Consider the following 16,702-nt stretch of genomic DNA (forward strand, 5'->3'; position numbering starts at 1 on the left):
GTGCGTATAATTTCTTACATCAGACTGGGGGTCTGATACTTCTATTATCCTCAATTCCCTTAAATTTTCCTGTGAATGCGGTCCCGCTGAAAACAGCCACGCATATAGCCTCCCCAGCCAGATAACGGCCAGCATCGAAAAGAAAGAAAACACAAAACGGATAAACACGTGATCCTGATATATAGAACGTACAGCAACGGCACAATAACAGATAGCCAGCAGCAAATAGCCAACAGCCAATATGAGAAAATTATCAGGGCCCTTACATGGAAATCAGCAGGAACGCTGCATAAAGAAGCACCAGTGCAGATACTGTGATCAGATGGAATTTTTTATGGATACTCAGATACCCCACAAATTCGCGCACAAAAGCATTTATGGAGAAATACAGCCTGGTACGCGCCCCATAACCAATGCAGTCCAGATGCTCATCCTTCGCCAAAAGCAGCCCGCGCAGCAAATGGTATCTGCTGGTGACCACGGCAACCCGGATCTTCGTATGGCGCCTCGCGCCTGGATCCAGCTGTTTCCCCGGATACCTTATTGCAGCGTCTTCGCTGATAAGCTTTTTGGAAAACCTGATATTCTGCTGCGTATTCCTCGACCTGTTCTCCACCAGTATGCGCGCAGGATCAACATTATGGGCTGCAGCCCACTTCTGCATGGCTTCCGCCTCAGCAATATCTTCCCCCGGGCCGCGGCCGCCTGACATCACAAGTATGCTGTGCGGATTACTCTCAAATACTGCGATGCCTTTCCTGATCCTGGATTCCAGAAGCGGCGGGACCGCGCCGCCTATCACACCGCACCCCAGGATAATAATATAGTCAAGCTTATGTGTGGGGATGTTGATGCTGTTGAGCCATAAAGTAATCAGATATGAGATGACGACCATGACTACATAAAAACTGACAATTTCAAAACCGCTAAGGATAAAAGCCAGCCACCTTTTTTCAGCAAGCCAGCCCCTTAACTGGGGCAGCGCAAATATCAGGGCAAAATCTGCGCCAATTGCCACGCCAAGCCCTATGGAAAGAAAATTATGCCAGTTTGCCCCTTCTCTCCGGATCAGCCTTATCCCTGAAATAATACATGTGATCCCCACAGCTGCAGGTCCAATGGATACAGCTATGACCAGTATGACGAAAAGAATTCTCACCGGGTTGATCCAGGGACTGCGGGGATCATAATTGAGAAGCACAATACTGTATACCAACAGTACTACCCCCAGTACTGATGCAGCAAAAAATCCGTAGAACGGCGTACGCCGCTCAATGAAAGACATGGCGATGAATGCTGCAATGAATGCTGCACCGATAATGCACCAGACAGTTACTGCTATGCCCATATCACCCCATTCTGCCGGCCTGGGAAAATCTTACTTCCTGCCCTTGCCGCGAGCCGCTTTGAAAGCCGACCGCAGGATCAGCGTATCCAGGGGCTCTGCAATACAGGTATTATCTATATTAAGATAATACCTTCCCGCAGGGGGGATATGCGGCGCAGATCCGGAACCCCATACCTTTCCCCCGCTTGCTACGATCTGCCATGCGCCGGACTCAATGCCGGGGATGCGCCTGCGCTCATCACTTGCATTAAAAGCAAGGACGTACGAATCATACTTCCCTGTGCTGTCAAAAAACCCCAGTGCTACAACACCCTCATCCTGCTTGAGGATGCGGGCATGTTTGGCTATCTCGCCGTAATCCGTCATGCGGAAATAAGGGCAGCTCCGGCGGAAACTGATCAGTCCGCGGATATATTCTACGCTGCTGCGGAATTTTTCGGCCCGCAGCCAGTCAACGGAATTGATGGTATCCGGAGAACTGTAGCTGTTCCCGACACCGTCCTTTGTGCGCAGGAATTCCTGGCCAAGCTGGATCTCGGGGATCCCCAGAGACAGGAGCACCATCGATGTTGCAAGGTCGCAGCGCCTATGCAGCCGGAATATATCTTCCTGCGGCATACTCAGCTGCAGCTTGTCAAAAAGGGTGTAATTATCATGGACTTCCACATACTGCACACGCTGGGAGGCATCACGGAAATAATGCGGCTTATAATACCCGCCCAGCATTTCGCTGGCGATAACTTTTTCAGCACCCTCACGTCCGGCAGCGAATCCTCGTGAATGGGAGTTGAATGTATCCCCTTTGATTGCATCCCGCAAAGTATCATTGAAAAATGATACCCCTTCAAGTGTCCGGGCGTTACCCTGCGTAGCCTTGCGGTCCGCGGCAAGAGGCGTATTGAGGTCCCAGCCCTCTCCCAGCACGATTATGGTGGGGTCAATGCTGCTGAGGCTTTTACGGACTGCGTTCATGGTATCAATGTCGAGGTTCCCCATAAGGTCAAAACGGAAGCCGTCAAGATGGTATTCCCTGGCCCAGTAAAGCACAGAATCAACAATATACTTACGGGCCATTGCACGCTCCGATGCCACATCATTGCCGCAGCCGGTCCCGTCAGCCATAGTGCCGTCACTGTTTGTACGGAAGAAATAACCGGGTACAGTAAGGCCGAAAGGATGCATATCAGCGTTGTACACATGGTTGTACACCACGTCCATGATCACGCGGATCCCGGCCTTCTGGAAAGTATTGACCATTTTTTTCATCTCAACGATGCGAGCGCGCGGATCAAACGGGTCACTGGAATACGAACCTTCCGGAACATTATAATTGACCGGATCATAGCCCCAGTTATACTGGCTGCCAAACCTGCGATGCTGCCGGGCTTCATCTATGCTCCCAAAATCATACATAGGGAGTATCTGGACATAGCGGATACCTTGGGATTTCAGGTAATCAAATCCTGTCGGGCTTCCATTAGGGGTCCGCGTACCGGGTTCTGCAGCGCCCAGGAATGTGCCGCGCAGGGATGGGGTCACGCCTGACGTTTCCGATATAGTGAAATCCCTGATATGCATTTCAACGATGGTGTCTTCCCGGCAAGCTGCAGAAGGTATGGATCTTGCGGCGCGGAGGGAGGTTTCCCGCGGATGGGACGGGAACCCGCCAGGGGCCATTGACTCCGGGGATAAGACTACAGATTTCTGCCCGTTAACAACAGCAGCACGGGCGTAGGGGTCCGGCGACAAAGTATGCCTTCCATCAAAAAACTCAAGACTGAAGTCATATACTGTGCTGTTAAGGTCGCCATCCACGTAAGCCCGCCATACGCCGCGGCCAGTGCGGGACATTTCCACTGTTCGCGCAGGGAAGGATACAGTTTCAGACGGATATAGGTTGAGCGTTACACGGTACGCGGTTGGAGCCCACAGCGCAAAAGAGGTCCCGAGCTTCTTATATGAGTAACCAAGCCGTCCATAATAAGAAAAATTATTGTCGAAAGCCCTGCCGAACCTCCCTTTGACCGCCTCGGCCAAAAGCTCTGCCTGATAAGGTGTTTCTGCTGCTTCTTCGATACGGCTGATTGCCATATCATCTGCGGATACGGGCATATCTATACGCTCCATGATCTTACTGTCTCTATGAAAACCTAAACTCCAATTAAACCTGTGAGTAAAACTATACGCTATACCCATGCGTTTTCAGCCCTGTGAGGAGTTTTCCAGAAGTATTACGGCCTGATACAGATTTTATTGCGGCTGATTGCGCAGATACCGGCCGGATGCCGCCCCGCGCTGCGCTTGCATCGGGGATAAGCAGAGGCTGTTATGCTTCCCACTGGCACTGGTCCAGATCTACGCGCCATCCTTCTGCCCCGGCATTAGGCTTGCCTTCTGCAGGAGGGATAAACCGGACACCTTCATTTTCAAGCAGTTCGCGTTGTTCCTCAGGGCCGCCGAAAGCAAAGCCCGGCGCCAGGGAGCCGTCCCGGAACACTACCCTGTGGCATGGGACCACACCCTGCCGGGGATTCGCGTGGAGGGCATAACCGACAGCACGCGCATTTCTCGGCTTACCCGCCAGCGCAGCAATCTGGCCATATGTAGCAACTTTCCCGCGCGGTATCTTCATGACCTCTTTATACACGCGCTCATTAAAAACCCCGCTCATTCGCCTGCCTCACGTGTATCTGTATGGGTACCTTCAGCTGTCAGCCGGCCGATAAGCTGTGAGAAATAGGGCCAGTCATGCCTGAATGCTGAGAGGAGCCTGATATCAGGGATTTTATCAACAGGGATCCATAGGATCTCGCTGCTTTCATCATCACGGGTATAAGGCTCCACCCGGCAGCCTGGTTTTTCGCGCGCAATAACAGTGGTATAGCTCCACGGGCCATGGTCTTCGCAATACGCGCCTATGACCTGGATATCGCCGGCCGGGATGCCTGCTTCTTCCCAGCTTTCACGGAGGGCCCCTTCCACAGCATTCTCACCGTCGGACAAAGCGCCGCCGGGGATGCCCCATGTCCCGCCTTCAGCACTCCACGCTGCACGATGCTGCATAACGATATGCGTCGGCCTGCCGGTACCGGGGTCGGTACGCACAAGCATGACCCCCGCAGCGCCATTGAGCCCCCAGTGTTTGTGGCCGCACACACAGGGTATCCAGCCATCACCCGGTTGAGTAATATTATCGTCAGGGACTTCTGCAGCAGCACGCCGGTCCTGCCCGCTCAGATAATCGCGGGACCCCTGTTCCTGCGCACTCCGGCTTTTCGCCATATTCCACAGGTCCCGCCATTCCAGCCCGAGGCTGTTGACAAGCTTTTTCACGTGGGGGATGCTCAGGCCCATCACCCCGCTGGGACTTCCCTCAACGGAACTGATAAACGCCGACCCTATCCCTTCCAGAGTGAAGCATCCGGCAACTTCCAGCGGTTCCCCCGTAGCAATATAGCTGTCTATATCATCATCCGTATAATCCGCAAAATGGACGGCAGACTTGCTGACGGCGCGCTGCACTTTGCCCGTAAACAGATCAGTAACAGTGTGCCCCGTCCACAGCACACCGCCGGCACCCCGCATCTGTTGAAGCCGGAGCCTTGCTGTTTCAGGGGTATGCGGCTTGCCGTAAATATCCCCGCTGATTTCAAAAAGGGAATCCGAACCAATAACGACCGGTCCTGCGCCATACAGGGCTGCAGAAGCGGCAAGCCCGGGATGCGCATCCAGATAGCTTTTCAGAGTCTCCCGGGTAAGTACCGGGCCGGAAGCATCACTGCCGGAGCCTCCTGCCGCGTCCGAGCCAAACGGCCTGCAGTATTCGATATCGCCCGTTGAACTGAGCACAGCAGCATGGATATTCGAATAGACCTGCACGACGGCGAAAGCTTTGGCATCAGCGAGTATCTGCACACGCTGCGGCGCAGGTATCTGTCCCGGACCGGTCCCGAGCTCCTGCGCGGCAGTATCCAGGGCTGCGTCTTCATCAACATGGGAAACGCTGATAGCAGGGCGTATCCCTGCATTAAGGAGCAGGGACCTGCGGGATGGCGACTGGGATGCAAGGATGACCGGTACAGGAATCCTTCCGGGCAGCCCTTGCCCGGGCTTCGGCACCGTATTGCTGCCGGATCCGTGCCTAATATCCTGATTTTCCCGGGTTTCCCAGTCTTCTTTCATGCCGAAACCTCCCAATGCTATATCCCATACCTGATTTATGCTGTCCGGACTACTGCGCCGCGCGAGGCGACGGACATCTTCTGCATACGCCAGCGGTCCCGCTGTACTGTACTGAACCCGATGTCAGCGATGCCCTCCCCATCACCCCGGTCCAGGACAAGCACGCAAGGCCCCGCTCCCGAAATGCATGCCGCAAACCCATGAGTCCGCAATGCTTTTACAAGCCCATATGATTCCGGCATCAGCCCGCCGCGGTACTGCTGATGGAGCCGGTCCTCAGTAGCATCAAAAAGTACCTGATACATGGACGTTCCGCAGCTGCTGCCTTCCTCCGGAGCCCCTGCACTGCGATATAATGCCCCAGTGCCGGGCGCATCTGACAGTGCATAAGGCAGGAGGGCTGCACGCCCAAGATTAGCCGCCGCATCAGAAAACGGGACAGAAAAGGGAAGCGCGGAACGTGCTTCTTCGGTGGACAGCTCAAAATCAGGGATAAAAACATACACAGATATCTGGCTGCTGACGGGATAGCGGACTGAATAAAACTGCCCTGTGCAGGAGCCGGTATGGGAGCTACCTTCCCGCGCCGCATCGCCAGGGTCCAGGCCATAGCCCCCAAACGGCCCGGCCTCCGGACTGCCTGACCTGCCCGATACACCCGATATCCCGCTGCCCGCAGGCCGATCAGCAGAAGAAGGGAAAGAGGCGGGACCGGCTGCATCCGACCCTACCGAACAGCCGGACTTCCACGACAGGGTAAGCCCGCCGTAGACTGCAGGCGCAACATTATCAGGGTGCCCTTCTATGCGTGAAGCGATGGAGAAAACGGCATCCTGCACATCCCTGTCTGCTATATCATACCCGCCAAAAGCTGCGGCAGCGCACACGCCGGAAACTATAGCCGATGCAGATGATCCCAATCCCCGCTTCTGAGGGATACGGTTGTTGGCAGCAAGGCGGATACCCATCGGAGGGATATTAAAAGTATCGCATGACTCATAAAAAGCTTTGGCCATAAGGTTATGCGAATCACGCGGAAGAGTATCAGCCCCCTCACCGTGGATATCCACCTCAACATCAGCAGAAGGGAGAAGCTCAAAAGTCGCATCATCATAAAGGCCAAGGGCCAGGCCGGCGGAATCGAAGCCTGAACCAAGGTTTGCCGTCGTCGCGGGGACTGACACTGATACTGCGTCGAATGAAATAGCCATTATGCCTCCTCTGTCAGATACGTTCCAGATCCTCAAGCAGAGGGAAAGCCCCATCCCCCCGGCGAAAACGGTTTTCGGGCACCGGCAGTACGGGCACGTTAGAATGCAGGGGGATGGAAGGGTCAGCTTTGCCCTGGAGACGGTTGCCCGCAACAGTAACAAGATCCCCGACCACCGCAGAAGCTGTCGGGGCACCACCGGCCCCGCGCCCATAAAACATCAGCTGCCCGGCTGCCTCTGCTTCTACCCAGACCGCATTGAAGCTCCCGCGGACGCCCGCAAGCTGGTGGCTGCCGGGCACAAGCACCGGGCGCACATATGCCCGGATACCGGCATCAGACCGCTCAGCTGCTGCCAGGAGCTTTATCACACGCCCCTTATCTGCTGCATCCCTGATATCATCCTGTGTGATGCTGCGGATCCCTGATATGTTTACATCATTCTGGGACACATACCGATGGAATGCCAGGCTGGCCATAATAGCAGCTTTTGCAGCCGAATCATACCCGTCAATATCATTCACGGGGTCAGCCTCAGCGAAACCTTTCTCCTGAGCGGACCGCAGGGCTTCATCAAAACTTATCCCCTTCACAGCCATTTCATCAAGGATGTAATTCGTTGTCCCGTTAACGATACCGAAAATTCGCTTTACCGCGTCCCCGGCAAGAGACTGCCGCAATGCCCGCACCACGGGAACGGCCCCCGCTACCGCTGCTTCGTAATACAGATCAGCATCATGCCTGGCAGCAGCCGCGAACAACTTATCCCCATGCAGTGCAAGAAGGGCTTTATTCGCCGTGACTACTGATGCGCCATGGTCAAAAGCAGTGAGTATCAGGCTACGGGCGGGCTCTATCCCGCCTATCAGTTCAATAACGATATCTGCTTCGGCGCACAGCCTTTCAGCATCTGTAGTCAGAAGGCTGCGGTCGATCCACGGGAAAGCGGCCTTCTCCGGATGTCGGCAGGCGATACCCGTCAATTCCAGATGGGCACCGATCCGCCTGTCGAGGCGGTCCCCCTGCTGGATGAGGATTTTCGCAACCTGGGATCCGACAGTGCCCGCCCCTAGAAGGGCAACACGCATAGCGCCGCCGCACCCCTCGTCGGATCCGTGCCCTCTATCGGATCCGGATGGAAGTGCGGACGCGATTGCTGCTGCAAAAGACATAGCTGGCCTCCCGTGACTTTCAATCAGCCTTAACGACTTAGTCCCCCTGCACAACAATATTGCGCAGGGATCCTATCCCCTCAACCGTTACAACTGTTTCATCCCCCGGCTTCACCGTCCCGGACGCACAGGGGGTTCCTGTCATAATAACATCCCCGGGAAGCAGCGTGGAGAACCGTGATATCTCTGCGATCTGCTGAGGGATGGGGCAGACCAGGTTTGCAGTAGTCCCCTCTGCTTCCGGGATTTCCCTACCGTTGAGCCTGAAAGATATATGGGCATCCGCGTAATTGATGTCTGTTTCGATCCATGGGCCGAGAGGGCATGAGGCATCAAATCCTTTCGCGCGGGTCCATGTCGGATCCTCAGCCTGGATATCAAGCAGGGTCGCATCATTGACGCAGGTGTACCCCAGCACATAAGACATGGCATCCGCAGCAGAAACATTTTTTGCGATCCGGCCTATGACAACGGCAAGCTCGGGTTCGTAATTCATACTCCGGGAAAATGCAGGAAGGACAATAGGGTCATCCGGGCCTATCACTGATGTTGCCGGTTTGGTAAAAATAACCGGAAACTGCCCAGAAGCATCGCTGCCGGCTATGTTTGCTGACGGATCCTTATAATTCTTCGCCAGGCCATATACTTTCGACGGGATCACAGGAGCCAGCAGCCGTATGCCGTCACCATCGGCAGCAAACCGCCGTCCCGTAGGCGAAACCGGCTGTGCACCCAGGGGATATCCGTCAAGTTCGACAAGATAATCTTTGCCGTCATTATCGTCTTTCTGGACAAAAGCGTAAGACACTGTATCATCATGGTTAAAACGCGCGATCCTCATGGTTACAGGATAGCCGGAGCGCACGAACGCAAGTGCCGGCTGATATATATGGACTGATATTCGTTTATAATTCTATACTTTATTTATATTTACTTATATGCGCGCTTGCCAAAAATAGCTGTCCCAAGCCGGACAACAGTTGCACCGGCAGCTATGGCAAGCTGATAATCACCGCTCATACCCATTGACAGCTGCGTACACGTTTCCGTACCCTCACTGCCGGAGGCAGCAACTGCGTCACGCAAAGCCCTGAGCCGTTCATATCCTCTGCTGACCTGGGCTCTGTCATCAACATGGGCGCCTACAGCCATAAGCCCGACAAGGGCAAGCCCCGGAAGTCCTGCGATCTCTCCAGCGATATCCTGTGCCCGCTCAGGTGCACACCCTGATTTTGACACTTCACCTGACACATTGACTTCAAGGAAAATATCCAGATGCTTCTGTGCCGCCGCTGCCCGGGTCGAGAGTTTTCCGGCAAGCTTTGCAGAATCAACCGACTCTACCGTATCTACATAGGGAAGTATTTTATTGATCTTATTGCTCTGCAGCTGGCCGATAAGATGGAAAGGGACCGCAATCCCCCGGCGGCTGAATTCTTCCGCCAGGATACCGCCTACAGCTACCGCTTCCTGCGGCCGGTTTTCGCCTATCATGGGCACGCCCGCATCCACAGCAGCCATAATTTCCCCAACATTGCGCGTTTTTACCGCCGCCAGGAGCCGGACAGCGCCTTCCGGCCGGCCGGACTGCTGCTCAGCGGCCGCAATGGTATCGAGTACCGTGCGGACGTTATCCGTGATCTGACGCCTGCGTTCAGCCGGGATATCACGGTTCGTCAGGTCTTTGCGGTCCATGTATGCGGTCATAGTATTTACCTTACTGCCAGCCGGCGCCTTTCTTCAGCCCTGATCCTGCCTGCCCTTCCCTCCAAAGAGGTTGGCTGCGCAAACAGGGTGGCGGGAGCCAGATGCCTGGCCCTTACCAAAAAGACAGAGAAAGCTGCTGCACGGCAGCAGTGATGGAGCGCCGAGGAGCAGGTTTTATATCATTGGAGCCATATCCCAGCTCACCTGAAAGCCTTATATTACTTATTACTTGGGATCCGTATTGACAAACATGAACGGCAGATTATTATACAGCACATTGACCAGCGCCTCACGGGTGTGCCCGGCACCGGCAACCACACCAAATTCAAGGTTTGCTGCGGTGAAAGTGTCCGGATACCGCCTCATCGAATCTACCTGCCGGCGCATATACAGCGATGTGATATCAGCTGTCCCCGAGCCGCCTGCGATAGTAAAACCATCTTTCCCGATACCCTGGGCAGCTGCCGCATCCCTGAGCGCACGGGCTGTCCCGCCAGAATCAGTCAGCCCGCCATGCGGATATAACGCCCAGCTGCTCTGCGCAGCAGGAAGGAAATACTGTATATAGGCGAGGCCATATTGGAATGCATACCATGCAGCAGCACCGCCCATAGAAAACCCGCCGAACGCGCGGTGCGGGCGCGAAGCCTTCAGGGCTGCACTGCCCGTTGCCTGCAAATATGTACGGTAACGGCTTTCCACAGCGGGTACAAGGGCTTTGGTGAATTCATCCCGGACAAATGCTTTGACGAGCGGCCCGTCAGTGATGTAGCTGTCCGTCTTGAAACTGCGGTCTGGATAGTATTCAGGGAACACAAAGATCGCAGGGTTGATAATCTTATCGGCAACCATATGGTCAAGCAGCAGTTTGATCTCCGCAGTACCGTTGCGCCCCTCGCCCCCGAGATATGCAGTAAAGCCCCCGCCATACCCGTGGAGGATGTACATAACGTTATATTTCTGCCATGTATTTGTGCCATAGCCGGCCGGCAGATAGACAAGGGCGGATTTGTTATATGTTTTGCCCTGATACGTCGCTGTATACGATACCTTTTCTACACTCCCCCGCTGGCTTTCAGGCACCTGCTGCGAATATCCGGAAGGCGTCCCTCGGAAGGTTATATCCCCTGTGAGGTTTTTACGGTTGCGTCCATTGATCTGTGCAGCCTGAGCGTTGTACTGTGCCCGGGCTGCAGCGCGGGCCCGTTCTTCTGCTTTCGCCGAACGGTCCCCCTGGGTTTGCGAACTGTAAGCAACCCGCCGGGCAGGCCCGCTGTGCTGCACGCCGCAGGAAGCCGACACACAGCATAGTGCAGCAGCAAGGACGGCCCGGGCACAGCGACGGGCGCATGATATTTTCATCTGCTGCCTCCGATCCCTGTACTGATGCATGGCTGTTCCGGTAAGTACGGTAAATATCCATTGTAACGCAAAGCAGCCCGATCAGTAATATAAAACAGCCCGGACAGCTAACCGCTAAATACTGTCCTCTCCCTCTTCCCGACAAACGCACCGGGCACTAGAAGGAATGCCGCAGGGATCCGAAACACTACATATTTATATCTTCCAGTTCACGGCCTCTTTCCTGTCATCAATGAACCTCTTATAAATATTGTTTCCGCCTTCCTGCGCCATAAGCTGCTCATGCGTACCCTGCTGGACGACCTCCCCTTTATCAAGGACAACGATATTATCTGCATGACGTACTGTTTTAAGGCGGTGGGCTATCATAATAATCGTCTTGTTGCGGGTAAGCGCTTCTACAGCGCGGACGAGGTCCTGCTCATTTTCCGGGTCTACATTGGCTGTGGCTTCATCAAGGATCACAACAGGGGCATCTTTCATCATTGCCCGGGCAATGGATACTCTCTGCCTTTCGCCTCCTGACAGTGACGCGCCTCCTTCACCTATAACGGTATCGTACCCCTGTGGGAGGGCCATGATGAAGTCATGGCAGCAGGCTTTCTTTGCTGCGGCAATGACCTCATCCATCGGGGCATCAGGATTTCCAAACCGGATATTATTGGCGACAGTATCCTCGAAAAGGTATACATTCTGGAAAACGAAGCTGAAATTCGCCATCAGGGAATCCATATCATAATCTTTGATATCGCTGCCTCCGAGAGTGACCGTCCCACTGCTGACATCCCAGAACCGTGCCATAAGCGTGCATAGCGTAGTTTTACCAGACCCACTGGGGCCGACTATCGCGGTCGTTGTATTTTCCGGGATATGCAGGGATACATCATTGATAACAGGGCGGTCTCTGTAAGCAAAGCGTATATGGCTGATATCGATAGTGTGGTCCGGCGGCGTTATCTGATCCCCCCGGGTATCCAGAGTTTCAACGGCGAGTATCGCATTGGCCTTATCGACCGCAATATTGACAGTTCTCATCAGCGCAGACATGCTCCCTGCCGAGTCCAGGCTGGAGAAGAACATAAACGAGCAGACCAGCATCATAATGCACATGCTTAATGACATTGAAGAATTCATATACCAGTAGACGGATGCTGCAGACATGCACACACCCGTTGCCTTAGTAACGAATGACTGGAGCCCCATAATAGGCAGGAACCTCATCTCCATAGCAACGCTCGCCTTCTGCGCCCTCCGGATGGATCCTGACAGTTTCCTGTTCGTACCTGTATACAGCGAGTAAGCTTTGACCTCGCCCATGCCCTGGACGTATTCAAGCACTTCAGATACCAGCTGCGTATCTGCATCCTCTTTTTCTTCTGCAATACCGGCGGAACTTCTCTGGAGAAGAGCATTGACGGCGAGGAATACCAGCAGGCCCGCGGCAGCGATAAGCGCCACACGCCAGTCGAAGAAAACAGTCATCACAATGATAAGGGCGGTTGTCAGCAGGCCCTGCGTTATGATCATAATGACTTTTGTAGCAATGCCTGCAAGGTTTTCCATGGTATTCGTAGCTACCGATGTAATATATCCCAATGTATTATCGTTGAAATACCCCATAGGCATATAGCGCATATGCTCGGCGATCTCTATGCGCTTATCGGCACACGTACCGTATCCGGCTTCACACTGCAGCATGACGTCGCGGTTTTTCCCCAGTACCGACAGGATGATGCTCGCCAGTATTATCCCGCCGCTCACAAGGCAGGTAATAATAGTGACCTGGCCCTTAACAAGCGCATCAATCATAATGTAAGCTGCGGGTATTTTCATGGCCTCTAGGAGGGATAGAAGGACACCGTACACGATAGAGATATAAAACTTCCTGCGGTTTTCGGGGGAACAGAACGCAAAGAATTTACGCATAGTTTTAATCATTTTTACCACCTTCCAAAACAGACGGACCATTATCAGGCAGGCTGCCTCCGGCTGCAGTACCGACATCCGCAGCAGACGTGCCGCCGCCGTCCGGAGACGGGTCATCGTAGGTATCATGGACAGATATATGCGCCTGCCACATTGCGCGGTACAGGCTGTCGCCCGCCAGAAGTTCGTTGTGGGTTCCCTGGGCGCGGATGCGGCCGCCTTCTACGACGAATATCTGATCAGCATTCATGATGGTCGACAGCCGATGGGCAATCATAATAACGGTTTTACCATGGACAAGGCGGGCAAGCGCCGCCTGGATAACCGCTTCATTCTCAGGATCGGTGTACGCCGTAGCTTCGTCAAGGATCACAATAGGCGCATCCTTAAGCATAGCCCTGGCAATGGCGATACGCTGGCGCTCCCCTCCTGACAGATGCCCGCCGGCATCCCCGACAACAGTATCGTAGCCGTCCTCAAGCCCCATAATAAAATCATGGCAGCCGCACAGCCGTGTTATCTGCTCTATGCGCTCATCTGAAGCGGCAGGGTCGCCCAGGCGCAGGTTCTCCCTGACGCTCATATTGAACAGGTAATTATCCTGGGAAACATATGCGATAAGCCTGTTATAATCATTCAGCGGGATATCACGGATATCTGCTCCCCCTACTTTTATGGATCCGTCTTTCACATCCCACAGGCCTGCGATAAGTTTCGCAATCGTTGACTTCCCGCTTCCTGAAGGGCCTACAAGGGCATTGACGCTTCCCCGCGGCATCCGGGCACTGACATCATGGAGAACTTCACAGTCGTTGTACGAAAAATGGACGTGCTCTATCGAAACAGATGCATCTTTCAGCTTTTCCTTTACGTCTTTATCCAGCTCAATCGGCCGTTGCAATTCAGGCTGTTCCAGTATATCTGCCACCTCACCGACTATCGTACCGACTTTAGCAATATCTTCAAGATGGGCGACACAAGCCATGATCGGCGTAATAATGCCGAAAGACATAATAATGATAAGGATAAAAACAGATGCGGGCAAAGTGCCGGTCCGGTACAGCAGGCCTCCGATGGGAAGGATGCCTATAAGCGTTGCAGGAAGGGCAATATAAAAAATGTTGGAAGAAGTGATACAGCTGCGCATCCAGCCGATAAAACAGTCTGCACCTTCCCTGGCTGCACGTACAAACTTACTGTATGAACTTCTCACCTTGCCAAAAACCTTGATGACCTGGACACCATTGATATATTCAACGGCAATGTCATTGAGCGCCTTAGTCTTCACAATGGTGTTGTTATACTTCTCTTCATACCCTGACATCATGGTTACGTACGCCACAGCCCCAACAGGGATAGTCAGCAGGCTGGCCAGCCCCATACGCCAGTCGAGGGTAAAAATATAGATGACAACACACAGCGGGCCAGCCAGGTTGGCCGTAAATTCCGGCAGGATATGCGCCAGAGCGGTCTCTATACTGTCAACACGCTCTACAATAGTGCTCTTGAGCTCGCCTGACGAACGTTCCACCACAAACCCCAGCGGAAGCCTGTATAATTTATCGCACAGTTCCTGCCTGATCTCGGCAAGGACGCTGAATGTTGCTGTATGCGACAGCCCGGTTGATATTTCATGGAAAATAACCCTGCACAACCATAAGGCCAGCATCCACAGGCACATGGCCAGGTAGTACGGATAATTTCGGTTGCCGCGCAGCAGCTCAGCTACCATGGTCCCCATGATGAAGTACGGCGCCAGTCCGCACAATGCTCCCAGAAATGCTGTAAAAACAGAAGCGCTATACATTATTTTATGTTTCCCGGCAAAATACATAAGCCATCCCGCAGCCGACTTTTTGCCCTGCGGAAGGCCTGTACCCTGCGGAAGGCCTGCGCTGCTGCCCCCGGCTATTTTCATAGATGTATCAGCCATATCAGACCCCTTTATCCTTTCTGTCCTGTCTGTCCTGATTATCCTGCCCGTTACTTTTCTGCCTGCCACTCTCCGGAACAGCCATGCCGAGAAGCTCATACCACCCTGCAGTGAAGAACCGTTCCAGTCCGTGGACATAGTCCCGTGCCTGCGTGTAGGAGAAACCGTGGACAACAGTTTCAAATATCCCATTAAATAAAGCATTCGACAGCATATGGCACAGTTCCTGCCTGATTTCCGGCACGTCCCTGCCTGCATCTTTCAAAGTCCCGATGAAGGCTACCGTGCTCTCCTCTTCCATACGGGCGAGCCTGTCGATATAATCCTCATAACCGGAACCGGCGCCGCAGCTCACAATAAGTTTGAACGCATCAAAATTCCGGTATATGATACCGAGCATTTCATCCAGATGCTGATGCGAATACATTGCCATACAGGATATCTGGCTTGACGGGGGCAGTTTGGAGAACTCTTCATTGGCATTTTTATACAGCTCCATAAATTCATTCGCGGCATCATCAACCAGGTAGCGGAAAAGCTCGCCCTTATCCCTGAACCTGTAATACAGCGTACCTGTTGTGCATCCTGCAGCCGCAGCGATCCGGCGCATTGATGCATTCATATAGCCGTATGCCAGAAATTCTTCCCGTGCCGCATCGGCGAGCGTACCCTCAGCGACCGTCCCTCTGGGGGGTGCCCCCTCGGCCAGCGTGTTCTCGACTGCTGCATTCCTGCCCCCGGCTGCTGCGCATCCGCCCCCGGACGCTGTACCCTTGTCCCCAGACGCTGTACTCCCTGTTACTGTATTCCCGTCCAAAGCCGTTTGAGTTACTATGCGCTCAGATACTGTGCTCCCAGCTGCTGTAGCTGCCGTAGTGCCAGCAACTGTATCCGCCGTACTACTAGCAACTGTATCCGCCGTATTCTCAGCTGCCGTACTCCCATATACTTCAGCCAGCTGTTCCGCCATATCTGCCTGCCCCTTTATGCTCTGTACTTTTGCCTTTCCATACAAGCCTGTTACGGACATTTGCACCAGTCCCCATGCAATAGTCCATAACAGTGTTATGAAACAGACAACATCATAACACTGTTATGTTTTTTACACAAGGGTTTTTACAGAAATTATGGGCCGAACCGAAACACTCTGAAACACCTGGTGGTAAAACACGCAGATATAAAAACAGGAAATATGAAAAACCGGCAAAACGGATTTTGTATCTGCGTGTTTTACCACCAGCGGAGTGGAGGAAGCAGCAACTTTGCTGCTGCTCTATTCCTGTTATCTTTTTTAATTTTGTTCAGAATATGTACGGTCGCTGCCACACCTGTAACCACCATCATCAATCCTGGAGATAACTGTCGATACTTGTGTGGCAGTAGAGTAAGTTTGTCTGGTACGCCTTTACTATCAGTTGCATATTTGCAGGTACGATTGCTAGTAATTACGTAACTGGTTCACACTATTACCACGCAAATATTTCATTTAAATGTGCCTTTAGCAGGCAAAAGATAAAGAAAATCTTACTTCGTAGATTCACGTTCAGCAAATGTAAAACTGCTCTCAACAGTACGGGTTAGTCCAGCATACTTTTCAATGCATTCAATGAGCGTGTTAACAGCCTTATCAGCATAATCCTCAACATGCGGATCGATATTTCTAAGTAATGGGAGTAGAATACTCCCCTTCCGGAGCATTATCAAAACCAATAATATCTGTATCCCCGAGGATACAGATTCCATGCCGTTGCAGCTCAGACATAACACCCAATTCTGCGGCATCAGTCAAGCATATGATTAATGTGTAATATTTGCGATAAGCTTGGCGTGCATACTGACTATGCTGATTTGCCTCAGAACAT

12 protein-coding genes are annotated in these 16,702 nt (G+C 53.1%); all 12 read right to left on the reverse strand.

Annotated features, from left to right (window positions below):
- Positions 1–262: 262 nt before the first annotated feature.
- Positions 263–1,348: a YdcF family protein gene (locus tag ABKA16_RS05300; RefSeq protein ID WP_381000300.1), complete on the reverse strand. Its 1,086-nt coding sequence runs from the start codon at positions 1,346–1,348 to the stop codon at positions 263–265.
- A 30-nt stretch (positions 1,349–1,378) separates the two neighbouring features.
- Entirely contained in the window at positions 1,379–3,475 is a 2,097-nt protein-coding gene (gene pulA, locus ABKA16_RS05305) for a type I pullulanase (RefSeq protein ID WP_381000298.1), read from the reverse strand.
- Between the two features lie 199 nt (positions 3,476–3,674).
- The gene (locus tag ABKA16_RS05310; RefSeq protein ID WP_007148266.1) at positions 3,675–4,019 is read right to left on the reverse strand and encodes an MGMT family protein; all 345 of its coding nucleotides are present in this window, start codon (positions 4,017–4,019) and stop codon (positions 3,675–3,677) included.
- The gene (locus ABKA16_RS05315; protein WP_409349291.1) at positions 4,016–5,434 is read right to left on the reverse strand and encodes a Maf family protein; all 1,419 of its coding nucleotides are present in this window, start codon (positions 5,432–5,434) and stop codon (positions 4,016–4,018) included. Before ABKA16_RS05315 ends, ABKA16_RS05310 begins: the two co-directional genes overlap by 4 nt.
- Positions 5,435–5,565: 131 nt before the next feature.
- Positions 5,566–6,741, reverse strand: a complete 1,176-nt coding sequence (locus tag ABKA16_RS05320; RefSeq protein WP_381000294.1) for a homoserine kinase — start codon at positions 6,739–6,741, stop codon at positions 5,566–5,568.
- Positions 6,742–6,754: 13 nt separating this feature from the next.
- Positions 6,755–7,912 carry a homoserine dehydrogenase gene (locus tag ABKA16_RS05325; RefSeq protein WP_381000292.1) on the reverse strand — a complete coding sequence of 386 codons (1,158 nt, stop codon included), beginning with the start codon at positions 7,910–7,912 and terminating at the stop codon, positions 6,755–6,757.
- Between the two features lie 37 nt (positions 7,913–7,949).
- Positions 7,950–8,753, reverse strand: coding sequence for a fumarylacetoacetate hydrolase family protein (locus tag ABKA16_RS05330; protein WP_381000290.1), 804 nt, complete (start codon positions 8,751–8,753; stop codon positions 7,950–7,952).
- An 89-nt stretch (positions 8,754–8,842) separates the two neighbouring features.
- On the reverse strand, positions 8,843–9,619 hold the full coding sequence (locus ABKA16_RS05335; protein WP_381000288.1) for a YggS family pyridoxal phosphate-dependent enzyme: 777 nt from the start codon (positions 9,617–9,619) through the stop codon (positions 8,843–8,845).
- Positions 9,620–9,844: 225 nt separating this feature from the next.
- A complete protein-coding gene (locus tag ABKA16_RS05340; protein WP_381000286.1) occupies positions 9,845–10,981 on the reverse strand; it encodes an alpha/beta hydrolase in 1,137 nt (378 codons plus the stop codon).
- Positions 10,982–11,176: 195 nt separating this feature from the next.
- A complete protein-coding gene (locus ABKA16_RS05345; RefSeq protein ID WP_381000284.1) occupies positions 11,177–12,919 on the reverse strand; it encodes an ABC transporter ATP-binding protein in 1,743 nt (580 codons plus the stop codon).
- On the reverse strand, positions 12,912–14,840 hold the full coding sequence (locus ABKA16_RS05350) for an ABC transporter ATP-binding protein (RefSeq protein ID WP_381000282.1): 1,929 nt from the start codon (positions 14,838–14,840) through the stop codon (positions 12,912–12,914). The genes ABKA16_RS05345 and ABKA16_RS05350 overlap by 8 nt, the downstream gene beginning before the upstream one ends.
- Position 14,841: 1 nt before the next feature.
- A complete protein-coding gene (locus tag ABKA16_RS05355) occupies positions 14,842–15,810 on the reverse strand; it encodes a TetR/AcrR family transcriptional regulator (protein WP_381000280.1) in 969 nt (322 codons plus the stop codon).
- Between the last annotated feature and the right edge of the window lie 892 nt (positions 15,811–16,702).

The organism is Scardovia wiggsiae (genome assembly GCF_051045985.1).
Classification (GTDB): Bacteria; Actinomycetota; Actinomycetes; order Actinomycetales; family Bifidobacteriaceae; genus Scardovia; species Scardovia wiggsiae.